Source organism: Hydrogenophaga sp. NFH-34, from assembly GCF_021401345.1.
Lineage (GTDB): Bacteria > Pseudomonadota > Gammaproteobacteria > Burkholderiales > Burkholderiaceae_C > Hydrogenophaga > Hydrogenophaga electricum.
Genome location: NZ_JACBGE010000004.1, coordinates 164,181 through 186,053, shown reverse-complemented (window position 1 = coordinate 186,053; position 21,873 = coordinate 164,181). Strand labels below are relative to the sequence as shown.

Annotated in this window: 22 protein-coding genes and 1 riboswitch; of the genes, 9 read left to right on the top strand and 13 right to left on the bottom strand. The window is 67.8% G+C overall.

Annotation, left to right across the window (positions count from 1 at the left end; all coding sequences use genetic code 11):
• Positions 1-26: 26 nt before the first annotated feature.
• Entirely contained in the window at positions 27-662 is a 636-nt protein-coding gene (locus L0977_RS05595) for a response regulator transcription factor (RefSeq protein WP_234263838.1), read from the bottom strand.
• Positions 641-2,650 carry a sensor histidine kinase gene (locus L0977_RS05590; RefSeq protein ID WP_234263836.1) on the bottom strand — a complete coding sequence of 670 codons (2,010 nt, stop codon included), beginning with the start codon at positions 2,648-2,650 and terminating at the stop codon, positions 641-643. Before L0977_RS05590 ends, L0977_RS05595 begins: the two co-directional genes overlap by 22 nt.
• 26 nt (positions 2,651-2,676) lie before the next feature.
• On the opposite strand from L0977_RS05590, the gene L0977_RS05585 reads away from it, so the two are divergent.
• The 4 genes from L0977_RS05585 (at position 2,677) to map (ending at position 6,403) form a co-directional block, all read left to right on the top strand.
• The gene (locus L0977_RS05585; protein WP_234263835.1) at positions 2,677-3,726 is read left to right on the top strand and encodes a DctP family TRAP transporter solute-binding subunit; all 1,050 of its coding nucleotides are present in this window, start codon (positions 2,677-2,679) and stop codon (positions 3,724-3,726) included.
• A 175-nt stretch (positions 3,727-3,901) separates the two neighbouring features.
• Positions 3,902-5,251, top strand: coding sequence for a dicarboxylate/amino acid:cation symporter (locus tag L0977_RS05580; RefSeq protein WP_234263834.1), 1,350 nt, complete (start codon positions 3,902-3,904; stop codon positions 5,249-5,251).
• Positions 5,252-5,348: 97 nt separating this feature from the next.
• Positions 5,349-5,609, top strand: a complete 261-nt coding sequence (locus tag L0977_RS05575) for a ParD-like family protein (protein WP_234263833.1) — start codon at positions 5,349-5,351, stop codon at positions 5,607-5,609.
• Positions 5,609-6,403, top strand: a complete 795-nt coding sequence (gene map / locus L0977_RS05570) for a type I methionyl aminopeptidase (protein WP_234263832.1) — start codon at positions 5,609-5,611, stop codon at positions 6,401-6,403. The genes L0977_RS05575 and map overlap by 1 nt, the downstream gene beginning before the upstream one ends.
• Positions 6,404-6,485: 82 nt before the next feature.
• Here the strand turns inward: map and L0977_RS05565 are convergent, their stop codons facing one another.
• From L0977_RS05565 to thiC, 7 genes are all read right to left on the bottom strand, one after another.
• On the bottom strand, positions 6,486-7,568 hold the full coding sequence (locus L0977_RS05565) for a TRAP transporter substrate-binding protein (RefSeq protein ID WP_234263831.1): 1,083 nt from the start codon (positions 7,566-7,568) through the stop codon (positions 6,486-6,488).
• A 99-nt stretch (positions 7,569-7,667) separates the two neighbouring features.
• A complete protein-coding gene (locus tag L0977_RS05560; RefSeq protein ID WP_234263830.1) occupies positions 7,668-9,272 on the bottom strand; it encodes a PfkB family carbohydrate kinase in 1,605 nt (534 codons plus the stop codon).
• Positions 9,269-10,048, bottom strand: coding sequence for a thiazole synthase (locus tag L0977_RS05555; RefSeq protein ID WP_234263829.1), 780 nt, complete (start codon positions 10,046-10,048; stop codon positions 9,269-9,271). The genes L0977_RS05560 and L0977_RS05555 overlap by 4 nt, the downstream gene beginning before the upstream one ends.
• 38 nt (positions 10,049-10,086) lie before the next feature.
• Positions 10,087-10,467, bottom strand: coding sequence for an aspartate 1-decarboxylase (panD, locus tag L0977_RS05550; RefSeq protein WP_234263828.1), 381 nt, complete (start codon positions 10,465-10,467; stop codon positions 10,087-10,089).
• Positions 10,468-10,493: 26 nt separating this feature from the next.
• Positions 10,494-10,691 carry a sulfur carrier protein ThiS gene (gene thiS, locus L0977_RS05545; RefSeq protein ID WP_234263827.1) on the bottom strand — a complete coding sequence of 66 codons (198 nt, stop codon included), beginning with the start codon at positions 10,689-10,691 and terminating at the stop codon, positions 10,494-10,496.
• The gene (locus L0977_RS05540; protein ID WP_234263826.1) at positions 10,685-11,845 is read right to left on the bottom strand and encodes an FAD-dependent oxidoreductase; all 1,161 of its coding nucleotides are present in this window, start codon (positions 11,843-11,845) and stop codon (positions 10,685-10,687) included. The genes thiS and L0977_RS05540 overlap by 7 nt, the downstream gene beginning before the upstream one ends.
• 3 nt (positions 11,846-11,848) lie before the next feature.
• Positions 11,849-13,741 (bottom strand): phosphomethylpyrimidine synthase ThiC, encoded by a 1,893-nt coding sequence (gene thiC / locus L0977_RS05535; RefSeq protein ID WP_234263824.1) that lies wholly within the window; start codon positions 13,739-13,741, stop codon positions 11,849-11,851.
• 97 nt (positions 13,742-13,838) lie between these two features.
• A riboswitch (TPP riboswitch) is annotated at positions 13,839-13,947 on the bottom strand.
• A 304-nt stretch (positions 13,948-14,251) separates the two neighbouring features.
• Between thiC and L0977_RS05530 the strand changes: the two genes are divergently transcribed.
• Together L0977_RS05530 and L0977_RS05525 are read left to right on the top strand one after the other, a co-directional pair.
• Positions 14,252-14,485 (top strand): hypothetical protein, encoded by a 234-nt coding sequence (locus tag L0977_RS05530; protein ID WP_234263823.1) that lies wholly within the window; start codon positions 14,252-14,254, stop codon positions 14,483-14,485.
• Between the two features lie 63 nt (positions 14,486-14,548).
• On the top strand, positions 14,549-14,845 hold the full coding sequence (locus L0977_RS05525; RefSeq protein ID WP_326491050.1) for an RNA recognition motif domain-containing protein: 297 nt from the start codon (positions 14,549-14,551) through the stop codon (positions 14,843-14,845).
• A 69-nt stretch (positions 14,846-14,914) separates the two neighbouring features.
• On the opposite strand, the gene L0977_RS05520 is transcribed toward L0977_RS05525, so the two are convergent.
• The gene (locus tag L0977_RS05520; protein WP_234263822.1) at positions 14,915-15,829 is read right to left on the bottom strand and encodes a LysR family transcriptional regulator; all 915 of its coding nucleotides are present in this window, start codon (positions 15,827-15,829) and stop codon (positions 14,915-14,917) included.
• 99 nt (positions 15,830-15,928) lie between these two features.
• Here L0977_RS05520 and L0977_RS05515 point away from each other — a divergent pair, with 99 nt between their 5' ends.
• The 3 genes from L0977_RS05515 to L0977_RS05505 all read left to right on the top strand — a co-directional run bounded on the left by L0977_RS05515 (position 15,929) and on the right by L0977_RS05505 (position 20,243).
• Entirely contained in the window at positions 15,929-16,258 is a 330-nt protein-coding gene (locus L0977_RS05515; protein ID WP_234263821.1) for a nuclear transport factor 2 family protein, read from the top strand.
• Complete coding sequence (locus L0977_RS05510) at positions 16,255-17,037, top strand: SDR family oxidoreductase (RefSeq protein WP_234263820.1); 783 nt, start codon at positions 16,255-16,257, stop codon at positions 17,035-17,037. Before L0977_RS05515 ends, L0977_RS05510 begins: the two co-directional genes overlap by 4 nt.
• A 230-nt stretch (positions 17,038-17,267) precedes the next feature.
• Positions 17,268-20,243: a TrlF family AAA-like ATPase gene (locus tag L0977_RS05505; RefSeq protein WP_234263819.1), complete on the top strand. Its 2,976-nt coding sequence runs from the start codon at positions 17,268-17,270 to the stop codon at positions 20,241-20,243.
• 116 nt (positions 20,244-20,359) lie between these two features.
• Here L0977_RS05505 and L0977_RS05500 read toward each other — a convergent pair whose 3' ends face one another.
• Genes L0977_RS05500 through L0977_RS05490 form a run of 3 tightly spaced genes read right to left on the bottom strand, consistent with a single transcriptional unit; the run spans position 20,360 to position 21,850 of the window.
• Entirely contained in the window at positions 20,360-20,956 is a 597-nt protein-coding gene (locus L0977_RS05500) for a DNA-3-methyladenine glycosylase I (protein ID WP_234263818.1), read from the bottom strand.
• Positions 20,953-21,252: a YciI family protein gene (locus tag L0977_RS05495; protein WP_234263817.1), complete on the bottom strand. Its 300-nt coding sequence runs from the start codon at positions 21,250-21,252 to the stop codon at positions 20,953-20,955. The genes L0977_RS05500 and L0977_RS05495 overlap by 4 nt, the downstream gene beginning before the upstream one ends.
• A 13-nt stretch (positions 21,253-21,265) precedes the next feature.
• Positions 21,266-21,850: a TetR/AcrR family transcriptional regulator gene (locus tag L0977_RS05490; RefSeq protein WP_234263816.1), complete on the bottom strand. Its 585-nt coding sequence runs from the start codon at positions 21,848-21,850 to the stop codon at positions 21,266-21,268.
• Positions 21,851-21,873: the final 23 nt, after the last annotated feature.

The window sequence follows — 21,873 nt, the reverse complement described above, 5'->3', positions numbered from 1 at the left end:
AGGCGCGCGGTGGTGCAGAAGGGGCTTCACTCCAGGCCCAGCCGGCCGAGCCGGTGCGCCAGGTCCACCGCCGACCCCACCTGCAGCTTCTCGAAGATGTTGGCACGGTGGAATTCCACCGTGCGCTGGGCGATGCCCAGGTGGTCGGCGATGTTCTTGTTGTAGTGCCCCTGCAGCACCTCGCGCAGCACCTCGCGCTCGCGCGCGCTCAGGGCCGCCAGGGCCTGCTGCATCCGCAGCCGTTCCTGTTCGTGCTGCACCAGCTCCACGGCGGCCAGCCGCGCGGCTTCCACCTTGTCGACCAGCAGGTTGTTCTGGAATGGTTTTTCCAGGAAATCCCAGGCGCCGTTTTTCACCGCCGCCACGGCCATGCCGACATCGCCGTGGCCGGTGAGAAAGAGCACCGGCCAGGGCCAGGCCAGGGCCTTGAGCTGCTCGAAGGTGGCCAGGCCCGACAGCGGCTCCATGCGGATGTCCAGCAGCACCACGGCGCATTCGCGCGTCTGGGTGCCGCTGTGCAGGGCCTGGAGGAAGGCGTCGCCACCGGCCCAGCTGCGTGTGGGCAGGCCGCGCGATTCCAGCAGCCAGACCAGGCCTTCGCGAAAGTCCGGGTCGTCGTCGACCACGTGGACGGGAGGGTTCAGGGATTCAGGGGCAACCACAGGGTGAATTGTGCGCCCTGCAGGGTGGGGCTGTCGCTCACCTCGATCCGGCCGTGGTGCGCTTCCACGATGGAGCGGCAGATGGCCAGGCCCATGCCCATGCCGCCGGGCTTGCCGCTGGCGAAGGCGTCGAAGATCCGGGCGCGCTGCTCGGCCGGCACGCCGGGGCCGCTGTCGGCCACGCAGATGCCGACCTGGCCGCCGGGGGCCACGCTGTCGCCGGGGATGATCGCCACCTGCACGCGGCCGGGCGGGCGCGGTCCCTGGCGGGCCCATTCGCCGGCGTTGAGCACCAGGTTGTGCAGCGCGTTTTCCAGCAGCAGCGCGTCGGCCGGCACCACCGGCCCTTCACCGATCGGCAGGCGCAGGTCGAGCTGCACGCCTTCGGGCAGGGTCGTGCCCAGGGCCACGCGCTCGACAAACGGCGCCAGCGTCAGGGGCTGGCGGCGCATTTCCTGGCGGCGCGCGAAGGCGTTCACCCGGTGGATCACATGGCCGGCCTTTTCGGCCATGCGTTCGATGCGTTCGACCACGGGCACGATGTCGTCGTAGCCGATGCGGCGCTCGCGCATGCGGTTGAGCAGGCCGGTGGCGAAGCTGCTGAGCGCGCCCAGCGGCTGGTTCAACTCGTGCGCGAGGGTGGAGGCCACTTCGCCCACGGCCACTAGGCGTGCCGAGGCTTCGAGCAGCTCCTGCTGGCGCGCGGCCAGGCGTTCGACGCGGCGGCGTTCGGTGAGGTCGAGCACCGAGCCGACCCAGCCGACCACGGTGCCGTCGGCCAGCACCAGCGGGGCACTGTGCGTGAGCACGTCGATGCGGTGGCCTTCGTGGTGCAGCAGTTGCAGCGCCTGGCCGGCCTGCTGCAGTTCGGGCTCGGTGGCGCCGTGGCGCATGCGCTGGAATTCGTCACCCTGTTCGGGCGGCCAGTAGGGCGGGGGCTGGTCGGGCGGGCGGGCCGGGTCGGTCAGCACCGGTGCGGGCCAGCCGACCAGGCGGCTGAAGGCCGGGTTGGCGTAGAGCAGGCGGCCTGCGGTGTCCCAGGCGCGCAGGCCCAGCGTGACCGAGCGTTCCATGGCCGTGCGCAGCGCCAGCTGGGTCTGCAGCCGGGCTTCGGCCCGCTGGCGCCGCAGGGTGTCGCGCCACAGGCGCCACAGCGCCAGCAGCATGCCCACCAGGCAGATCAGGGCGACCACGAAGAACAGGCGCGGGGCCAGCGGCGCCTGCCGGCCCAGCAGGTCCACCTGCAGGCGCCACTGGGCACCGGGCAGGTTGATCGGCGCGAGAAAGCGCACGCGCGGACCGGCGGCGGCCAGGGCGGCGGCGCCATCGTCGCCGGCGCTGCTCAGGCGGTGGTCCTGCAGGAACCAGTCGGGAATCAGGCGCGCCAGCACCTGGTCGACCGAGACGGCGGCCACGTAGTCGCCGGTGAAGCGACCCTGCTCGAACTGCGGCACGGCCAGCCACAGCAGCGGCTGGCCGTCGGGGCCGGGCAGCGGACCGGCGTGCGCGGTGCGTTGCAGCCCGCGGGTGGTGTCGAGCAGCAGGGCCAGCGCGTTTGCGCTCTCGCCGCCCCTGGCCAGGGCCTGCAGGCCGGCGGGCCAGTTGCCGGCCTCGGCCGCACGGCCGTCGCCGGCCGGTACCCAGCCATGGAACACCACCAGGCCCGGTTGCTGCCACCAGAGGCCTGCGGGTTGTGCGGGGGCGGTGGGAGCGCCCGATGCGGGGCGCTGGGCCAGCGCGCCCAGGTCGTTTTCCAGACGGCGGAAATGGAAGCGCAGGGTCTGGTCGAGCCATTCCGCATCGGCCGTGCGGCGGCGGTCGGCTTCGCGGGCCTCTTCCTGGCGCAGGAACACCACCAGCAGCACCGCCGACACGGCCACCAGCAGCAGCAGGGCGACCAGGCCCGCGAGCGCGCGGCGCGTGAGCGCAGCGGCCCGGTGGGTGTCCAGGTCCAGCGTGTCGAAGTCGAGGCGGGGTTCGGTGGCCATGTGTGTTCGGCCCTAGCATAGCGGCCATGCCTGTCCCGCACCGCATGCCGCCGAACGTGCCCGCTCCCGCCGGGCGGGTGCGGCGCCGTGCCGTGCTGGTGGGTGGCGCGGTGGCCGCCGCGTGCGGCGTCGCCATGGCCCGGCAGGCCCCGCTGCTGCTGCGGTTTTCGCACGTGGTGGCGCCCGACACGCCCAAGGGGCAGATGGCCCTGCGATTGCAGGCGCTGCTGCACGAGCGCTCGGGCGGGCGCATCCGGGTCGAGATCTACCCCGATTCGCAGCTCTGGGGCGACGACGACGAGATGGAGGCGCTGCGCCTGGGCGCGGTGGAGATGCTGGCGCCCTCGCTGTCCAAGTTCGGCATGGCCGGCGTGCCCGAGTTCGAGGTCTTCGATCTGCCCTTTCTGTTCCGCGACCTGGCCCAGGTGCGGCGGGTGACGCAAGGGCGTGTGGGCCGCGAGCTGCTGGAGCGCCTGGGGCGCCAGCAGATGGTGGGCCTGGGCTTTCTGGACAACGGCTTCAAGCAGATGAGCGCGCACCGCCCGCTGCGCCGGCCGGCCGACTTCGCCGGGCTGCGGGTGCGGGTCCAGGCCTCGCAGGTATTGGGCGCCCAGATGCGGGCCCTGGGTGCGCGGCCCGTGGTGCTGCCCTTCGGCGAAACCCAGCGCGCCCTGGCCACCGGGGTGGTGGATGCGGCGGAAAACCCGCTGTCCAATTACCTCACCCAGCAACTGGCGCCGCTGCAGCCGCACGTGACGCTCACGCAGCACGGTTACCTGGGGTATGCCGTGGTGACCCATCCGCGCTGGTGGGAACACCTGGGCCGCGCCGACCGCGCGCTGGTGCGCCAGGCGCTCGACGAGGCGCTGCAGCACGGCAACCGCCTGGCGGCCGGGCTCGACCAGGCCGCCCTGGCCTCCCTGCGCACCCAGCCCGGGGTGCAGGTACATATGCTCGGCGCCACCAACCGCGACGCGCTGCGCCAGGCGGTGCAGCCGGTGGTCGAACAGTTCCGGCGCGGCGTCGGGCCGGAACTGCTGGACGCGGTGCACGGCGCCATCGGCGACGCCGCCTGAGCGCTGACACCCGCGCGACATACGTAGTTTCACGACTGTTGAACGCCACAGTTGGCGCGGCCGGGGGCGGTGCGTATCGTCCCGCCTGTCCCGAAAAGGGACGGTTGCGGCCCCGTCTGCTCCGCGGACGCCGGCCATCCAGATCGACAACAGGCCCCGGCCCGGAGACTGCACCATGTCCTCGAAACCCGAGCGCAAGCCGCTCTACAAGTCCCTCTACGTCCAGGTTCTGGTCGCCGTCACCATCGGCGTGCTGCTGGGTCACTTCCAGCCCGACCTGGGCACGCAGATGAAACCGCTGGGTGACGGCTTCATCAAGCTGATCAAGATGATCATCGCGCCCATCATCTTCTGCACCGTGGTGGTGGGCATCGCCGGCATGGAAGACATGAAGAAGGTCGGCAAGACCGGGGGCATGGCGCTGCTGTATTTCGAGGTGGTTTCCACCATCGCGCTGGTGATCGGCCTGCTGATCGTCAACCTGGTGCAGCCCGGTGCCGGCATGCACGTGGATGCGGCCACGCTGGACACCAAGGGCATCGCGGCCTACACCCAGCCCGGCCAGATGCAGGGCACGGTCGACTTCCTGCTGCACGTGATTCCCACCTCGGTGGTGGACGCCTTCGCCAAGGGCGAGATCCTGCAGGTGCTGCTGTTCTCGGTGCTGTTCGGCTTCGCGCTGCACAAGTTCGGCGGCCGCGGCACCATGGTGTTCGACTTCATCGAGAAGTTCTCGCACGTGCTGTTCGACATCGTCGGCATCATCATGAAGGTCGCGCCCATCGGGGCCTTTGGCGCCATGGCCTTCACCATCGGCAAGTACGGCATCGGCTCGCTGTTCTCGCTGGGCAAGCTGATGGGCACCTTCTACCTGACCTGCCTGCTGTTCATCTTCGTGGTGCTGGGCCTCATCGCCCGCGCGCACGGGTTCTCGATCTTCAAGTTCGTGCGCTACATCAAGGAAGAGCTGCTGATCGTGCTGGGCACCTCGTCCAGCGAATCGGTGTTGCCGCGCATGATGGAGAAGATGGAAAACCTGGGGGCGAAAAAATCGGTGGTCGGCCTGGTCATTCCCACCGGCTATTCGTTCAACCTCGACGGCACCTCCATCTACCTGACCATGGCGGCGGTGTTCATCGCGCAGGCGACCGACACGCCCATGACGCTGGTGCAGCAGATCACGCTGCTGGCGGTGTTGCTGCTCACGTCCAAGGGCGCCGCCGGCGTGACCGGCAGCGGCTTCATCGTGCTGGCGGCCACGCTGTCGGCCGTGGGCCACGTGCCGGTGGCGGGGCTGGCGCTGATCCTGGGCATCGACCGTTTCATGAGCGAGGCGCGCGCCCTGACCAACCTGGTTGGCAACGGTGTGGCGACGCTGGTGGTGGCCAAGTGGACGGGTGATCTCGACATGGCCCAGCTGCAGCACGGCCTGGACAACCCGGCGCCCGAAGAGGCCGACGAACCGGAGCTGATCCTCGACCAGCAGGTGGCACACATGGCGGTGCCGCAGCAGGCCCGTTCCTGAGCGGCCAGGGCCGGGCGCTCCCGGGGCGTCGGGCGCCCCGGGTGGTGGTTATGCAAAACATATATGATACGAATATGTTTTGTATATGGTTAACCCCATGGGTATCGTCAAAATCTCGGACCTGATGCACGAGAACCTGCGGGTCGCGGGCAACGCCCTGAGCCGCTCCATCAACGCCCAGGCCGAACACTGGATGCGCGTCGGCATGCTGGCCGAAATGCATCCGGAGCTGAGCCATCAGGCCATCTGCCAATGGCTGGTGCGGGCCGAACTGGCCGGGGGGCTGGACATCGCCGGGGTGGTCGCCAGCCCGGTAGACACCACCCCACCCGTGGTGGCACCGGCGGAGGCCCGCTGATGGCGGCCCCCGGCATCACCCTCAAATCGGCCGACGACATCGCGCAGGCGCGGGAGGCCGGGCGGCTGGCCGCCGAGGTGCTCGCCATGATCGCGCCGCACGTCGTGCCCGGCGTCAGCACGGAAACGCTCGACCGCCTCTGCCACGCGCACATCGTGAAGGTCCAGGGCGCCATCCCGGCCAACCTGGGTTACCACGGCTACCCCAAGACCATCCTCACCTCGGTCAACCACGTGGTCTGCCACGGCATCCCCTCGCCCGACAAGATCCTGAAGAAGGGCGACATCGTCAACATCGACGTGGCCGTCATCCGCGACGGCTGGCACGGCGACACCAGCCGCATGTACTTCGTCGGCGAGCCCAGCCCGCTGGCGCGGCGGCTGGTGGAGACGACCTACGAGGCGCTGTGCGCCGGCCTGCGCGAAGTGCGGCCGGGGGCGACGCTGGGCGACATCGGCCACGCCATCCAGTCGGTGGCGCACCGGGCGCATTTCAGCGTGGTGCGCGAATACTGCGGGCACGGCATCGGCCGCACCTACCACGAGAAGCCGGACGTGCTGCACTATGGGCAACGCGGCGAAGGGCTGCGGCTGGAGCCGGGCATGGTCTTCACCATCGAACCCATGCTCAACGCCGGCAAGCGCGACGTGCGCGAACTGGGCGACGGCTGGACGGTGGTGACGCGCGACCGCTCCCTCTCCGCCCAGTGGGAACACATGGTGGCGGTCACGCCCGAGGGGCACGAGGTGCTGACCCGCTGGCCGGACGGCACCGGGGCTTACGCGCCGGTCTGATTTCCCGCGCGCTGGCGGCCCTTCGGGGCGGGCATAAAAAAAGCGCCCAGAAGGGCGCTTGATGTCAGGGGCTGAGGCAGGCTCAGACCTTGGCGTTGGCGATGTAGCTGTCGTAGCGCCACTCGGAGAACTTGCTCCAGAGGATCTGGTCGCGCTGGAAGGCGCGCATGTCCTCGTGGATCTTCTTGAACTCGGGCGACTTGGCTTCGTGCTCGGCAAACACCTGCATGGAGGCCTTGAAGCCGGCGTCCATCAACTCCTTCGAGAACGGCTTGAGCTTGGTGCCGCCGGCCACCAGGCGCTTGAGCGCGCCGGGGTTCTGGGCGTCGTACTTGGCGGTCATGTCGCGCGCGGCCACGGCACCGGCGGCATGCACGATGGCCTTGTTCTCGGCCGACAGGGCGTCGAACGCCTTCTTGTTGATGAAGAACTCCAGCTCGGCGCCGCCTTCCCACCAGCCCGGGTAGTAGTAGTAGGGCGCCACGCGGCTGAAGCCGAGCTTTTCGTCGTCGAAGGGGCCGACGAATTCGGTCGCGTCCAGCGTGCCTTTTTCCAGCGCCTGGTAGACCTCGCCGGCGGGCATGTTCTGGGCCACCACGCCCAGCTTGGCCATGGCTTCGCCGAACAGGCCGCCGCCCAGGCGCATCTTCAGGCCCTTGAGGTCGGCCACGGTCTTGATCTCCTTGCGGTACCAGCCGCCCATCTGGGTGCCGGTGTTGCCCGCGCTCATGGAGACGATGTTGTACTTGGCGTAGAAGGCGTCCAGCAGCTTGCGGCCGTTGCCATGTTCCATCCAGGCGTCCATGTGGCGCGCGGTCAGGCCGAAGGGCACGGCGCAGCCGAAGGCGAAGATGGCGTCCTTGCCGGTGAAGTAGTAGGGCGCGGTCTGCGCCATCTCGATGGTGTTGTCCTGCAGCGCGTCGACCACGCCGAAAGCCGGCACCAGTTCACCCGCAGCGTGCACCGAGACCTCGAACTTGCCGCCCGAAATGGCCTTGACGGTTTCGGCAAATTTTTCGGCCGAACCGTAGATGGTCGGCAGGGTCTTGGGGAAGCTCGAGGCCATGCGCCAGCGCACCGCGGCTTGCGCGTGCACCGCCGGGGCCACGCCGGCAGACAGCACACCGGCCACGCCGGCGTGCTTGATGAGGGATCGACGATCCATGGTTTTTCTCCTGAGGATGAACAATGCCGGTGCCCCGGGGCGTCGTGCGCCCCGGTCGCCCGGCGGTGGCGAAACAGTCGACCTTACCAGAGACCCGGGTTACCCCTTATCGCCTGCCGGACAAAGGCCTGTGGGCAATGAGGCGTGGGGCAGTTCGGGCACCGGCAGACGGGCGGCATCGGCCCGCCCGCTGGCCCAGGCTTCGCGCCAGGCCGGCAGGGTCAGCGCCGGATCGGCGCCCAGGCCGCGCACCACGCAGCCGCCCGACGCACCGGCGCTGGCCACGGCATGCAGTTGCGCCGGTGCCAGCACGCCGCCAATGCCCACCACCGGCGCGGGCGCCATGTGCGCCCACCAGGCGAGGTTGTCCAGACCCTGGGGCTGCCAGGGCATGTCCTTGGTGGTGGTGGGCCATACCGGGCCACAGGCGATCAGGTCGGGAGCCAGGGCCGCAGCACGGCACAGCTCCCAGAGGCTGTGCGAACTCAGGCCCAGGGCCACGCCGCCATCGCGGGCGGCCTGCAGGGTGGCGCGCTCGTCGGCCGACAGCGCCAGCAGGTCTTCCTGCCCGAGGTGCAGCGCGCGCGCGCCGGCCTTCAGCGCCACCTGCCAGTGGTCGTTGACCACCAGCATCACGCCCGCCGCATCGGCGGCCCGCTGGCTGCGGCCGATGGCCTCGGTCAGCGCGGCCGCCCAGGCTGCGTCGTCCGCCGGCTCGGCCGGGCGCTTCATGCGCAGCTGGATCGTGTCCACCGTGGGTCTGGCGCGCAGCACGGCTTCCACACGCTCGGCGCTGTCCACGATGGCGTAGACGCCCGGCGCGCGGCCGCGCGGTCGCGTGGCCCAGGCGGACGGCGGCATCGCATCGAGCGAGAGCTGCGGCAGCAGGCCGGGGTCGGTGGCGAAGCCGGGGCGCGCGATGACCGGCCCCGCGCCCTGACCCACGGCGCGCGCATGGCGCAGGGCGTGGGTGGTCGCCATCTTGGCCAGCACCGCCGCATCGGCCGCGACCCAGCCCAGCGCAAGGGCTGCTGCCAGCGCGGTGGCGAAGGTGCAGCCGGTGCCGTGGTGGTGCACGGTGCGCTCGCGCGGCAGGGCCAGCCAGCCCTGGGCGTGGGGCGTGTCCAGCCAGTCGAGCGAGAGGTCGGGGTGGCGGGCGCTGGCATCGCCACCGGTGATGACCACCGCCGCCGCGCCCAGCGCGCGCAGGGCGCGGGCCTGCGCCGGCACGTCGGGTGGGCAGGCATCGCCCAGTAGGGCCGCGGCTTCGGCCTGGTTGGGGGTGATCACCGTGGTGCGCGGCAGCAGCCATTCGCGGTAGGCGGCGCGCAGTTCGGCGTCGGCCAGCGCCGCGCCGGTGCTGGCGCGCAGCACCGGGTCGACCACCAGCGCGACGGCCTGTTGCGCGCGCAGGCGGTCGACGAAGGCAGCCAGCACGCGCACGTTGTCGGCGCTGCCGAGCAGGCCGGTCTTGATCACGCGCGGCGGCATGTCGCGCGCCAGCGTGTCCAGTTGCGCCTGCAGCACGGCGGGTGCCGTGGCCGCGATGAGTGAGACCTCGGTGGTGCTCTGGGCGGTGATGGCCGCGACCACCGTGCCCAGGTGCAGGCCGAAAGCGTCGGCCGCGCGCTGGTCGGCGGCCAGGCCGGCGCCGCCGCCGCTGTCGGTGCCGGCGACGCTCCAGATGACGGGTGGGGCGTTCATGGGATCAGGAACGGGTGGCCGCTCACCGGCGTGGAGGCGACCGCCATGTCCTGCGGGGCCATCACGCCGGCTTCGAAGGCGGCGCGGCCGGCTTCGATGGCCAGGCCGAAGGCGCGCGCCATGCGCACCGGGTCCACCGCCTGGCTGACGGCGGAATTGAGCAGCACGGCGTCGAAGCCCAGTTCCATGGCCAGGGCCGCGTGGCTGGGCGCACCGATGCCGGCGTCGACCACCAGCGGCACGCCGGGCAGGCGCGCACGCAGGGTGCGCAGCGCGAACGGGTTGATCAGGCCCTGGCCCGAGCCGATGGGCGCGCCCCAGGGCATCAGCACTTGGCAGCCGGCGTCGAGCAGGCGCTGGCAGGTGACCAGGTCGTCGGTGCAGTAGGGGAACACGGCAAAACCGTCCTTCACCAGTTGCGCGGCGGCCTCCACCGTGCCCCAGGGGTCGGGTTGCAGCGTGTGTTCGTCGCCCACCACTTCCAGCTTCACCCAGCGCGTGCCATACAGCTCGCGCGCCATGTGCGCCAGGGTGATGGCTTCGTGCGCGGTGCGGCAGCCGGCGGTGTTGGGCAGCAGGTGCACGCCGCTGTCCACGATCTGGCGCACGAAACCGTTGTCGCCGGCGGCGGCCAGGGTGCGCTTGAGGCCGACGGTGACGACCTGGGTGTTCGACGCGGCGATGGCATCGCGCAGCACCCGGGGCGACGGGTAGCCCGCGCTGCCCAGCAGGAAGCGGCTGTCGAGCGTGGTGCCGTAGACGGTCAGTGAGGACATGGCGGGGTCGGATGGGGGGCAGGGGAGGGGATGTGGGGTCAGGCGGGCTGCACGGGCACGTGGTCCCGCGAGCCGTTGGCGCGGTTGTGCGCGTCGACGAACACCAACTGCGGCTTGTGCGCGGCGACCTGGTCTTCGTGCACCTGGGCGAAGGCCGCGATGATGATCAGGTCACCCACCGAGGCGCGGCGTGCGGCCGAACCGTTGACGGAAATCATGCCGCTGCCCCGCTCGCCCTTGATGGCGTAGGTGATGAAGCGCTCGCCGTTGTTGATGTTCCAGATGTGGACCTGCTCGTTCTCGGCGATGTTGGCGGCGTCGAGAAGGTCTTCGTCGATGGCGCAGGAGCCTTCGTAATGCAGCTCGCATTGCGTCACGGCGACGCGGTGGATTTTGGACTTGAGCAGGGTGCGGAACATGGGGTCTCCTGGGAAAGGGTTGGGAATCAGCCGCCGACGATGGCCTGGAAGGTCAGCACCGTGTCGCCGGGCCGCAGCAGCGTGGTGTCGCGCTGCGAGCGCGGCACGAAGGCGCCGTTGACGGCGGTGGCGACTGTACCGGCATCCACGTCCTGGGACGCCAGCAACTGGGACAGCGTCAGCCCCTCGGGGCAGGGCAGGGTCTGGTCGTTGAAGTTCAGCATGGGTGGACGGGCGCGAGCCCCAGTGGCTTCAGCGCGTCTTCCACCAGGGCCGGCGCCAGCAGCCAGCCATGGCGGAACAGGCCGTTGATGCGCAGCCGGCCGGGCGTGTGGTCGATGCGCGGTTCGTTGTCGGGCAGGGCCGGGCGCAGGTTGGCTTCCATGTGCACGATGCGGGCTTCGGCCAGGCCGGGCAGCACGCTGTGCGCCGCGGCCATGAGTTCGACCGCGCTGCGCAGGCTCACGGGCGAACGGTCTTCGCTTTCGATCTCGCTGGCACCGACCACGAACAGGTCGCCCGGGCGCGGCACGATGTAGACGCGGTGGCGCGGGTGCAGCAGGCGCACCGGGCGCTGCAGCCGCACGCCCGGTGCGTGCAGCCAGAGCACTTCGCCGCGCACGCCACGCACGGCCATGTCCTCTTCAAGGGCGCGCGCGGAACCGGCTTCGCCGGGTTGCTGTGGGCGCTCCGTGGAGGGGGCCACGTTCACCCCCCGCACGTCGATGGCCAGATCGACGTGCGCGGGCTCACCATCGGCCAGCACGATGCGCCCGGGCTCCACCTGTGCCACCCGCTCGTCCCAGCACCACCACACACCCGGGGCGTGCAGCGCCAGCGCTTGCAGCATGTCGCGGCCCATGACCTGGGCCTCCTGCGGCAGCAGCCAGGCGTGCAGGCCGGGCGTGACGGCCGGCTCCAGCGCGGCCAGTTCGGCGCGTTCGAGGGGCTGCGGTGCCGGCAGTTCGCTGGCCAGCGCGGGCGCGGCCTCCAGCCGGGCGAGCACCCGGCGTGCGGCGCCCAGGTCGGGGCCGTGCGCGAGCATCAGGCTGCCGTGCTGCGCGAACAGGGTGTCGGTGCAGCCCTGCTGGTGCAGCGCGTGCGCCACCCCGGCCCACAGCGCGAGCGAGCGCCAGCCCAGGCGCGCGATGTCGGGCCCGGCGTTGTCCAGCTCGGCCAGCGGGCTGAGCATGCCGGCGGCGGTGAAACCGGCGGCATGCGGCGCCATGGCAGCGCCAATCTGCCCGGTGGTCGGGGCCTGCGGGCCGGTGGCCGGATCGAACACGGTGACTGCGTGCCCGGCCCGGCCGAGCTGCCAGGCCAGCAGGCGCCCGAGCACGCCCGCCCCGGCAATGCCGATCTTCATTCGCGCGGCCATGGCTCAGGCCTTTTTCGCCAAGGTGTCGACGGGCACGTAGAACGTGCCCCCGACCGACTTGAACTCCGCACTCTTCTGCGCCATCCCATCGGCCAGCGCCTGCTCTTCGCTCAAACCCTTGGCGGCGGCGTAGTCGCGCACGTCCTGCGTGATCTTCATGGAGCAGAACTTGGGCCCGCACATGGAGCAGAAATGCGCCTCCTTGCTGCTGTCCTTGGGCAGCGTTTCGTCGTGGTAGGCCTCGGCGGTTTGCGGATCGAGCCCGAGGGCGAACTGGTCGCGCCAGCGGAATTCGAAACGCGCCTTGCTCATGGCGTCGTCGCGCGCGCGCTGGCCCGGGTGGCCCTTGGCCACGTCGGCGGCGTGGGCTGCGATCTTGTAGGCGATGATCCCTTGCTTGACGTCGTCGCGGTCGGGCAGGCCCAGGTGTTCCTTGGGTGTCACGTAGCAAAGCATGGCCGTGCCCATCCAGCCGATCATGGCCGCGCCGATGGCCGAGGCGATGTGGTCGTAGCCCGGCGCGATGTCGATGGTCAGTGGGCCCAGCGTGTAGAACGGCGCTTCGTGGCAGTGCTTGATCTGCTCGTCCATGTTGGCCTGGATCATGTGCATGGGCACGTGGCCAGGGCCTTCGATCATGGTCTGCACGTCGTGCTTCCAGGCGATCTGGGTGAGTTCGCCCAGCGTCTTGAGTTCGGCGAACTGCGCTTCGTCGTTCGCATCGGCGCCGCTGCCGGGGCGCAGACCGTCGCCGAGCGAGAAGGTCACGTCGTAGGCCTTCATGATCTCGCAGATCTCTTCGAAGTGCGTGTAGAGGAAGTTCTCCTTGTGGTGGGTGATGCACCACTTGGCGAGGATGGAGCCGCCGCGCGAGACGATGCCGGTGCGGCGCTTCGTCGTGAGGTGGATGAACGGCAGGCGCACGCCGGCGTGGATGGTGAAGTAGTCCACGCCTTGTTCGGCCTGCTCGATCAGCGTGTCGCGGAAGATGGCCCAGGTGAGGTCCTCGGCCACGCCGCCCACCTTTTCCAGCGCCTGGTAGATCGGCACCGTGCCGATGGGCACGGGCGAGTTGCGCACGATCCAGTCGCGTGTGGTGTGGATGTTCTTGCCGGTGGACAGGTCCATCACCGTGTCGCCGCCCCAGCGGATCGACCACACCAGTTTTTCCACCTCCTCCTCGATGCTGGAGGTGACGGCCGAGTTGCCGATGTTGGCGTTGATCTTCACCAGGAAGTTGCGGCCGATGATCATCGGCTCGATCTCGGGGTGGTTGATGTTGGCCGGGATCACGGCGCGGCCGCGTGCCACCTCGTCGCGCACGAACTCGGGCGTGATCACGTCCGGGATGCGCGCGCCCATGGGGTTGCCTTTGAGCCGCGTCTCGCGCTCCGCATCGCCCAGGTACTCGCGCATCCACTCGCGCTTGCCGTTTTCGCGGATGGCGATGTATTCCATCTCGGGCGTGACGATGCCTTGGCGGGCGTAGTGCATCTGCGTGACGTTAGCGCCTGACCTGGCGCGCAGCGGTTGGCGCTGCAGGCCGGCGGCCTCGGCGCGCAGCGTTTCGATGCGGGCGTCCGCCACCTCGCCGTGTTTGCCGCCGTCGTCCAGCGCCACGCGGCTGCGGCCTTCGTAGCTTTCGGTGTCGCCGCGCGCGGCCACCCATTCGCTGCGCACCGGCTTGAGGCCTTTGCGGATGTTGATGTCGGCGGCCGGGTCGGTGTAGGGGCCGGAGGTGTCGTAGACCGTGACGGTTTCGCCGTTGGTCAGCGCGATGGCGCGCATGGGCACCTGCACGCCGGGCAACGCGCCAGGCACGTAGATTTTCTGGGACTGGGGGAAGGGTTCGCGGGTGAGCGAGAGCAGTTGCTGCAGCTTGTCGGGGGCGTTCATGGGGCAGTCTCCAATTGAAGTGGATGAATGCCCCGCCATCGACGCCGTGGAATGCAGATGCGCAGGACCGCCCCGAAAGGGTGGACGGATGTGCGCGCCTCGGCGCTGCAGCTCTTCTTACGCTGGTACTAACCAGATCAAGTTCGCGGTTCCGGCGGTCAAGTCCGCCATCTCAGCACGCCATACGTGCACCCCGGAGCAGGGCAGAGTGTAGCGCGTCATCCCAAAGCCGGTTACACTGCGTGGGTTCGCTGCGACTTGCTCGCCATCGCAGCCTCCGTTGTTCGACACGGTTCGCGGTTTGCCTCAACACCGCCCAGCCAACCAGCAGGCCTTCTCTCACGGCCCCCGCTGGTGATCAAACTCCCCTCTCGGCAAGCTTCACTCTCGGCCCCCTTCTGTTCGGGCCCCTTCCTGGCCTGTGGTGACCACAGGCGCACCCGTCGCCGTCGTGGCGTTCCCGGTGCCATTTTTTGTTGCGCGCCCGCCAGGAAGGTTGCGCAGATTTTCATGAGCTTCAAACCTGAAACCCCTTTCCCCGTGGGCAAGTACCTTGTCTCACCCCTGAGCCGCCTCACCGACGCCGGTGACTACAGCGCCAGCATCTCGCTGCGCAGCGGGCGCGGTATGGCCACGCACGACCGCGTCTTTCGCCTCGTGCCGCGTTTTGCCTCTCACCACGCTGCCTTGCGCTACGCCGCCCGCGAGGGCCGAGCCCTTGCGCTGCAGCACGGCGTGGCCTGATTCGTTTTTTTCTTTTTCCAAACCCTGGCCCGATCCGGCCATTCACTTCGAAAGATCTACACCATGAACAACCGTCTCTACGTCGGCAACCTGCCCTACACCGTTGACGAAACCGCGCTGACCCACAACTTCTCCGAATACGGCAGCGTGCGTTCCGCCAAGCTCGTCATGGACCGCGACACCGGCCGCTCCAAGGGCTTCGGCTTCGTCGAAATGGGCAGCGACGCCGAAGCGCAGGCCGCCATCGACGGCCTGAACGGCATGCAGGTGCAAGGCCGCGCCGTCACCGTGAACGTTGCCCGCCCGCCGGAAGCGCGCTCCGGTGGCAGCCGCTTTGGCGGCGAGCGCCGCGCTTACTGAGCCGACGAGTGCGCGCAGTACGCTGCGCCGCGACCCTGAGTGCCGAGCCGGGGCTGGTGTGCAAAGGGGTTATGGACCGGACCTGGCCAGGTTCCGGTCCAGCAGGCAATCGATGAATGCACCCAGGATCGCCGGCTGGTGGTGCCGGTTCGGGTAGTAGACAAACAACCCTGGCCGTGTGATCGACCAGTCGGCGAGCACCTGCACGAGCTGCCCCTGGGCGAGGTATTCATCGACGCGCTCGCGGTCAAATGCATAGGCAATGCCCAAGCCCTGCAAGGCCGCGGCGACGCCAATGTCCGAGTGGTTGGTGACCAGTGGCCCGGACACCGCCACCTCGATCCGCCGCCCCCTTTTCTCGAACGCCCACTGGTAGGCCCGGCCGTCGGTCTGCAGCCGCCAGTTGATGCAATCGTGGTGGTGCAGGTCGGCGGGTGATTGCGGCAGACCGCGCCGCGCCAGATAGTCCGGCGACGCCACCGCCACCATCTTCACGTCCGGCGTGAGGCGCACGGCGATCATGTCTTTCTCCAGCCGCCCACCCACCCGGATGCCCGCGTCGAAGCGGCCCGCGACGATGTCGCTCAGCCCGTCGTCGACCACGATGTCCAGCGTCACGTCCGGGAACGCACGATGGAAGCGACCCAGCCGGGGCGCAATGATCTGCCGGGCCGCCATGCCCAGGGTGTTGATGCGCAGCGTTCCGCTCATCTGCCCCGCCGCCGCGCTGACCTCGGCTATGGCATCGGCCATCGCCCTGAACAGCGGTGCGATGCGGGCGTGCAGCTGTTCGCCGGCGGCGGTCGGTGCCACGCTGCGGGTGGTGCGGTTCAGCAGCCGCGCACCCAGCCGCGCTTCGAGCTGGCGGATGGTCTGGCTCAGTGCGGACGGCGACACACCGAGATGCTCGGCGGCACGCGCAAAGCTGCTGCGCTCGACCACCGCAGCAAAAGCTTTCAGTTCGGCGTAGTCGGAGCCGCGCATTGTGTATTCATTGCTAAATAACGACTTCAGATTCTAGAGGATTCACTAATTTCTCCAGCGGTCGCATCCTGAGGCCTTCAGCCCACAGGAGCCTTCACCATGACCGATCTGCATCTTCCCGAACCCATTGCCGCCTACTTCGCGGCCGACCGGCAGAATCCCGACGCACTGGCCCACTGCTTCACAGCGCAAGCCACCGTGAAAGACGAAGGGCAGACCCACGCTGGCCAGGCCGCCATCCGGGCGTGGAAGGCGGCCGCATCGGCCCGGTTCGCCTACACGACCGAGCCGTTCGCGCTTGAGCAGGACAGCGGGCACCACATCGTCCGCAGCCGGGTGACCGGCAACTTCCCCGGCAGCCCGGTGAACCTGCGGTACCGCTTTCGCCTGGAGCGCGGCCTGATCGCCTCGCTGGAGATAACGGCATGAGCTTTGATCTTCAACTTCAAGGAAAGCGCGCATTGGTCTCGGGAGGCACCAAGGGTGTGGGCGCCGCCGTGGTGCGCGCACTGCATGCGGCGGGCGTGCAGGTGATGACCACGGCGCGTTCGCTGCCCGCGGACGCCATCGACGGCGTGACCTACATCGCGGCCGATCTCACCACGGCACAAGGGGTGGCGAACGTGGCGCAGTCGGTGCTCAGCCAATGGGGCGGCGCGGACATCCTGGTCAATGTGCTGGGTGGCTCCAGCGCGCCGGGCGGCGGCTTCGCGGCCCTGGACGATGCGCACTGGTTCAACGAGCTGAACCAGAACCTGATGCCTGCCGTGCGACTCGACCGCGCGCTGCTGCCCGCCATGCTGGCCCAGGGTGCCGGCGTCATTGTTCACGTCAGCTCGATCCAGCGCCTGCTGCCGCTGCCCGAATCGACGACCGCCTACGCCGCGGCCAAGGCGGCCCTGTCCACCTACAGCAAGGCGTTGTCGAAAGAGGTGACCCCCAAGGGCGTCCGCGTGCTGAGCGTCGCGCCCGGCTGGATCGAGACGGAGGCCTCGGTGGCGCTGGCAGAGCGGCTGGCCCGCCAGGCCGGAACGGACTACGAGGGCGGCCAGCGGATCATCATGCAGTCGCTCGGTGGCATCCCGCTCGGACGCCCGGCCAGGCCGGAAGAGGTGGCCAATCTGATCACCTTCCTGGTGTCGCCGCGCGCGGGCGCCATCTCGGGTTCGGAGCACCTGATCGACGGGGGTACGGTGCCGACGGTGTAGAGCGTCGCAAACGACGCAAGGGCTTTCTCGCGGTGCAAGGTCGTTGCAGGCTGGGCAGAGACATTGGCAAGAGGCCCCATCAGAGCCGGCTACAGCAGCAAATGGCGCGCTAGCGGCTAATCGCCGTTCAGTATGTTTTCTGCCAGGAATTGACGCCCACGATCCTCATCGGCGGTTAATCATCCAAAATCGAGTCTCAAACCGTACGATCAAAGCTCAGGGAGGGCAGGATGATCACCCGAGGATCAGAGTGGCATCGCTGGGAACCGCACATTCACGGCCCCGGCACAGTACTGAATAACCAGTTCGGAGGGGGCGATCCCTGGGACGCCTATCTATCCGCGCTGGAAGGCTGCTCGCCGGTGGTCGAGGCCCTGGCGGTGACGGACTACTACACGACGGACACCTACGAAGAGGCCGTTCGCCGGAAGCATGCCGGCCGCTTGCCCAACGTCAAGTTCCTGATGCCCAACATCGAGCTGCGCCTTGATATCGCAGCCAAGAAGGGCTTCGTCAACTTGCACCTGTTGGTCAACCCCACCGACCCAGCTCACGTCGAGGAGATCCAGCGCTTCCTTTCCAGGCTCCATTTCAGCGCCTTCGATGATCGTTTTGACTGCACAAAGGCAGACCTGATTCGTCTGGGCAAAAAGTCGGACATCTCCATCAAGGATGATCACCGGGCCTTGGAAGAAGGGGCAACCCAGTTCAAAGTCAACTTTGGTTCACTGCGCACAGCGTTCAAGGACAGCGCTTGGGCCAAAGCCAACATTTTGATCGCCATCGCCGGAGGTGAAGGCGACGGTACATCTGGCGTCCGCCAGGCTGCTGACAAGACGATCCGGCAGGAGCTTGAGAAGTTCGCACACATCATTTTTGCCAGCAGTCCAGCGCAACGCGAGTTCTGGCTGGGCAATCGCGCCGTGCCCCTGGATCAACTACACGACAGGTATGGCGGTTGCAAACCATGCATGCACGGCAGTGACGCTCACGACCTCGCGTCCATCGGGCAGCCAGAAGATGACCGGTTTTGCTGGATAAAGGGAGCGTTGACATTCGACAGCCTAAAACAGGCTTGCATTGATCCGGATGGACGCGCGTATGTGGGGCGCGAACCGCCGAGCGGAGCAACTCCATCTCAGGTGATCTCGGAGGTACAAATTTTTAACGCTTCCTGGGCAGCAACCACTTCTGTACCTCTCAATACAGGGTTGGTTGCCATCATCGGTGCGAGAGGATCGGGAAAAACTGCCCTAGCTGACGTGATCGCCGCGGGCTGCGACGCCATACCAGAGGCTGCGTGGACAGCCGACGGCGACATCAGCCCCTCCTTCCTGGTTCGTGCTCGTCCGCTCATCGGAGAAGCCACGGTCAAGCTCGGCTGGGGCGGTGGAGAGGAGTCCGGCTGTCACCTCGACGGCCGCGATGCTGACGACGTTTTTTCCTTCCCTCGCGCCCGGTATCTGTCGCAACAGTTCGTCGAAGAACTCTGCTCCTCCAAGGGAGCTTCCGAAGGACTCGTGCGGGAAATTGAACGTGTGATCTTCGAGGCTCATGCGGCACAAGGGCAGGATGGCGCCTACAGCTTCGAGGAGTTGCGGGATCAGCGCACATCGCGCTTTCATCACGCACGTCGCCAAGAGGCCGAAGCGATCGCTGCGACGTCCGACCGCATCGCTGAGGAGCTGGAGAAGGAAGCCATTCTCAGCAGCCTCGCGACGCAGGTAGCAGCAAAGGAAAAACTGCTGGCCGGGTATGCGTTTGATCTCTCCAAGCTCGTTGTAAAGGGCGCGGAAGCGCAAGTCCAGCGGCACACCGATCTCACCGAAGCCGCGCAAGCCCTGAGCACGCGGGTCAATGCCCTTGCAAATCAGCGCAGGACATTTATTGCCATGCAGGATGAGGTTCAGAGCACGCGGACATCGAAAGCACCTGAAATGCTGCGCCAGGCCATGGCGCGTCATCCGAGCAGCGGCCTTGACCAGAAGCAATGGGATGACTTCTTGCTGGTCTACAAGGGGAACGTCGATATTGCGCTTATCAACTATGTAGCCTGGGCTGATAAGGAGATCGCGAAGCTCAACGGCGTTGCACCGCCTGAAGGCGACCCAGTCGTCCCACTGATACAGGTGGACGCTGACTTGAAGACGATTCAGTTGGCCGTGCTCAAGGCGGAGATGGCCCGCCTTGAAACGCGCATCAGCGCCGATACAGTGGTGCGAAACCAGTACACGACGCTGTCCAAGAAGATCTCTACCGAGAAAGCAGCCCTTCAGGCTCTGAAGACACGACTTGAGGATGCAAAGGGGGCGGCGGAACGACGCAAGGTCTTGCAGCAGGAGCGCGAGGCTGCATACCGCCGTCTTTTCGATGCTGTGGTCAAAGAGCAAAACGCCCTGACGGAGTTGTATGCGCCGCTCATGCAACGGCTTGCCACTATGCAAGGGACACTGAAAAAACTGAGCTTCAAGGTGTCGCGCATTGCCGACGTAGCTCGATGGTCCAGTATCGGTGAGCGCGATCTGATTGACTGCCGTAAGGCTGGCGACTTTTACGGTAGAGGCTCATTGGAGAAGACTGCGCGCACCGAGCTCCTGTCGGCCTGGGAAACGGGTACTGCTGCTGAGGTGCAGGTGGCGATGAGTGGGTTTATCGCCGCCCACTACAAGGCATTGAGGGCTCACGCACCGTTCGCACCAGCCGAACAGGATGCTTTCCGGCAATGGTCCAGAAACTTCGCCCATTGGCTTTTCAGTACAGACCACATCTCGGTTCGGTACGAAATTCTGTATGACGGCATCGACATTCGTAAGCTGTCGCCCGGCACGCGCGGCATTGTGCTGCTACTCCTCTACTTGGCACTGGACGACGCCGACGATCGGCCGCTAATCATTGATCAGCCCGAGGAGAATCTTGACCCAAAGTCTGTCTTTGACGAACTGGTGTCGCTATTCATCGCAGCCAAATCCAAGCGCCAGGTGATCATGGTGACTCACAACGCCAACTTAGTGATAAACACCGATGCGGATCAGATCATCGTGGCGAGCGCGAGCCCGCCGACAGGAGGCGGCCTTCCATCGTTCACGTACACATCTGGAGGTCTGGAAGATGCCGAGATCCGCAAGGTAGTCTGCGACATCCTGGAAGGGGGAGAAAAGGCCTTCCGTGAACGAGCACGCCGCTTGCGAGTTCGCTTGGAGCGATAGCCCCGATCCGACGCCCGCTGTACTCCCGAGAACTGACGCTGAGCAGACGGTGGCTGACCGACAGCACCCGCTGCGAATCAGTCATTCAGAGCACAAGACTGTCGAACGCGTGCGCGCTACACCGGCACCTTGAACGCGCGCCGCGCCGCTGCCACCTTCGCCCGCGCGTGGCAGCCCAGTTCGTGGTCGTTGACCAGGCCCATGGCCTGCATGAAGGCGTAGGCGGTGGTGGGGCCGACGAAGACCCAGCCGCGTTTCTTGAGGTCTTTGGCCAGGGCGACCGATAGCGCGTGGGTGGACGCGGTCTGTGGCGCGGGCAGGGTGTCCGGGTCGGGTTCGAAGCGCCAGAAGTAGGCGGCCAGCGAGCCGAATTCGTCCACGACTTTCTGCGCGGCGGCGGCGTTGCGAATGGCGGCTTCGATCTTGCCGCGGTGGCGCACGATGCCTTCGTCTTGCAGCAGGCGCTCGACGTCTTTGGGCCCGAAGGTGGCGACGCGGTGAAAGTCGAAGCCTTCGAAGGCGCGGCGGAAGTGCTCGCGCTTGCTCAGGATGGTGCGCCACGACAGGCCCGACTGGAAGGCTTCGAGGCAGACCTTCTCGAACAGGCGCCGGTCGTCCGCCACCGGGAAACCCCATTCGGTGTCGTGGTAGGCGGGGAATTCGGGGGCCGCGTTGCACCAGCGGCAGCGGGGAAGCGCGTCGTCTGTGTTCATGGCTGGGGTGATGGGGTGGGGGCGGCGAGCCCGGGCTGGGTCCGGTGGGGTTGGAAGCCGGTGATGTCGGCCGTGACGATGCCGTGCGCGACGAAGGGGTCTTGCGCCACGCGGGCGGCGATGGCGTCGGCCGCCACGCCGGCGGCCAGCACACAGCCGCCGGTGCCGTCGTGCAGGCTGCCGGCCGCGAGGAACGTGCCGTCGGCAAAGCCGGCGTCGAGCCAGGCGTTGTGGGCCGCCATCCAGTGCGGGGCGTCGGGGCGGCGGTCGGTGAAGCGCAGAACGATGAGGTGCATGGTCGTTGGCCGGTCAGGGGGTGGTGCGGGGTGGGCGCAGGCCGCGCAGCCATTGCTGCAGCGCGGCGACTTCGGTGTCGATGAAGGTGTGGTCGTCGAAGGCCTGGGCCAGGGTGGCGATGCCCTGGCTGCGGGCCAGCAGGTGCATGGCGTGGCGCTCGGCGTCGGGCGGTGCAAAACCGAGCGCGGCGAACTGCTCGGCCAGCCAGTCCCTGAAGAGCCGGAACAGGCCGTTGGCGTGCGCCTGCGCCGGGTGTTCGAGCTTGGCCAGTTCGGTGCACAGGGTGCCGACGGGGCAGCCGTGCTGGCGGATGGCGGCGCTGTTGCGCTGCATCATCTGCGCAAACTGCGCCAGCCGGGCGCGTGGGGCGGGCGTGGCGGCCGCCCAGGCGGCGAGCATGGCGCGGGTCTGTTCGGTGCGGCGTTCCACCACGGCGGTGAGGATGTCGTCCTTGGCCTTGAAGTGGTGGTAGAAGTTGCCGCGCGAGAGGCCAACGGCCTCGGCAATGCTGCCGAACGAGGTGTGTTCGTAGCCGGCTTCGTAGAAAAGCCGGTCGGCGGTTTCCACGATGCGGTCTCGGGTGCTGATCGGTGGCATGGGTGAAGTTTAGGACAACCGTC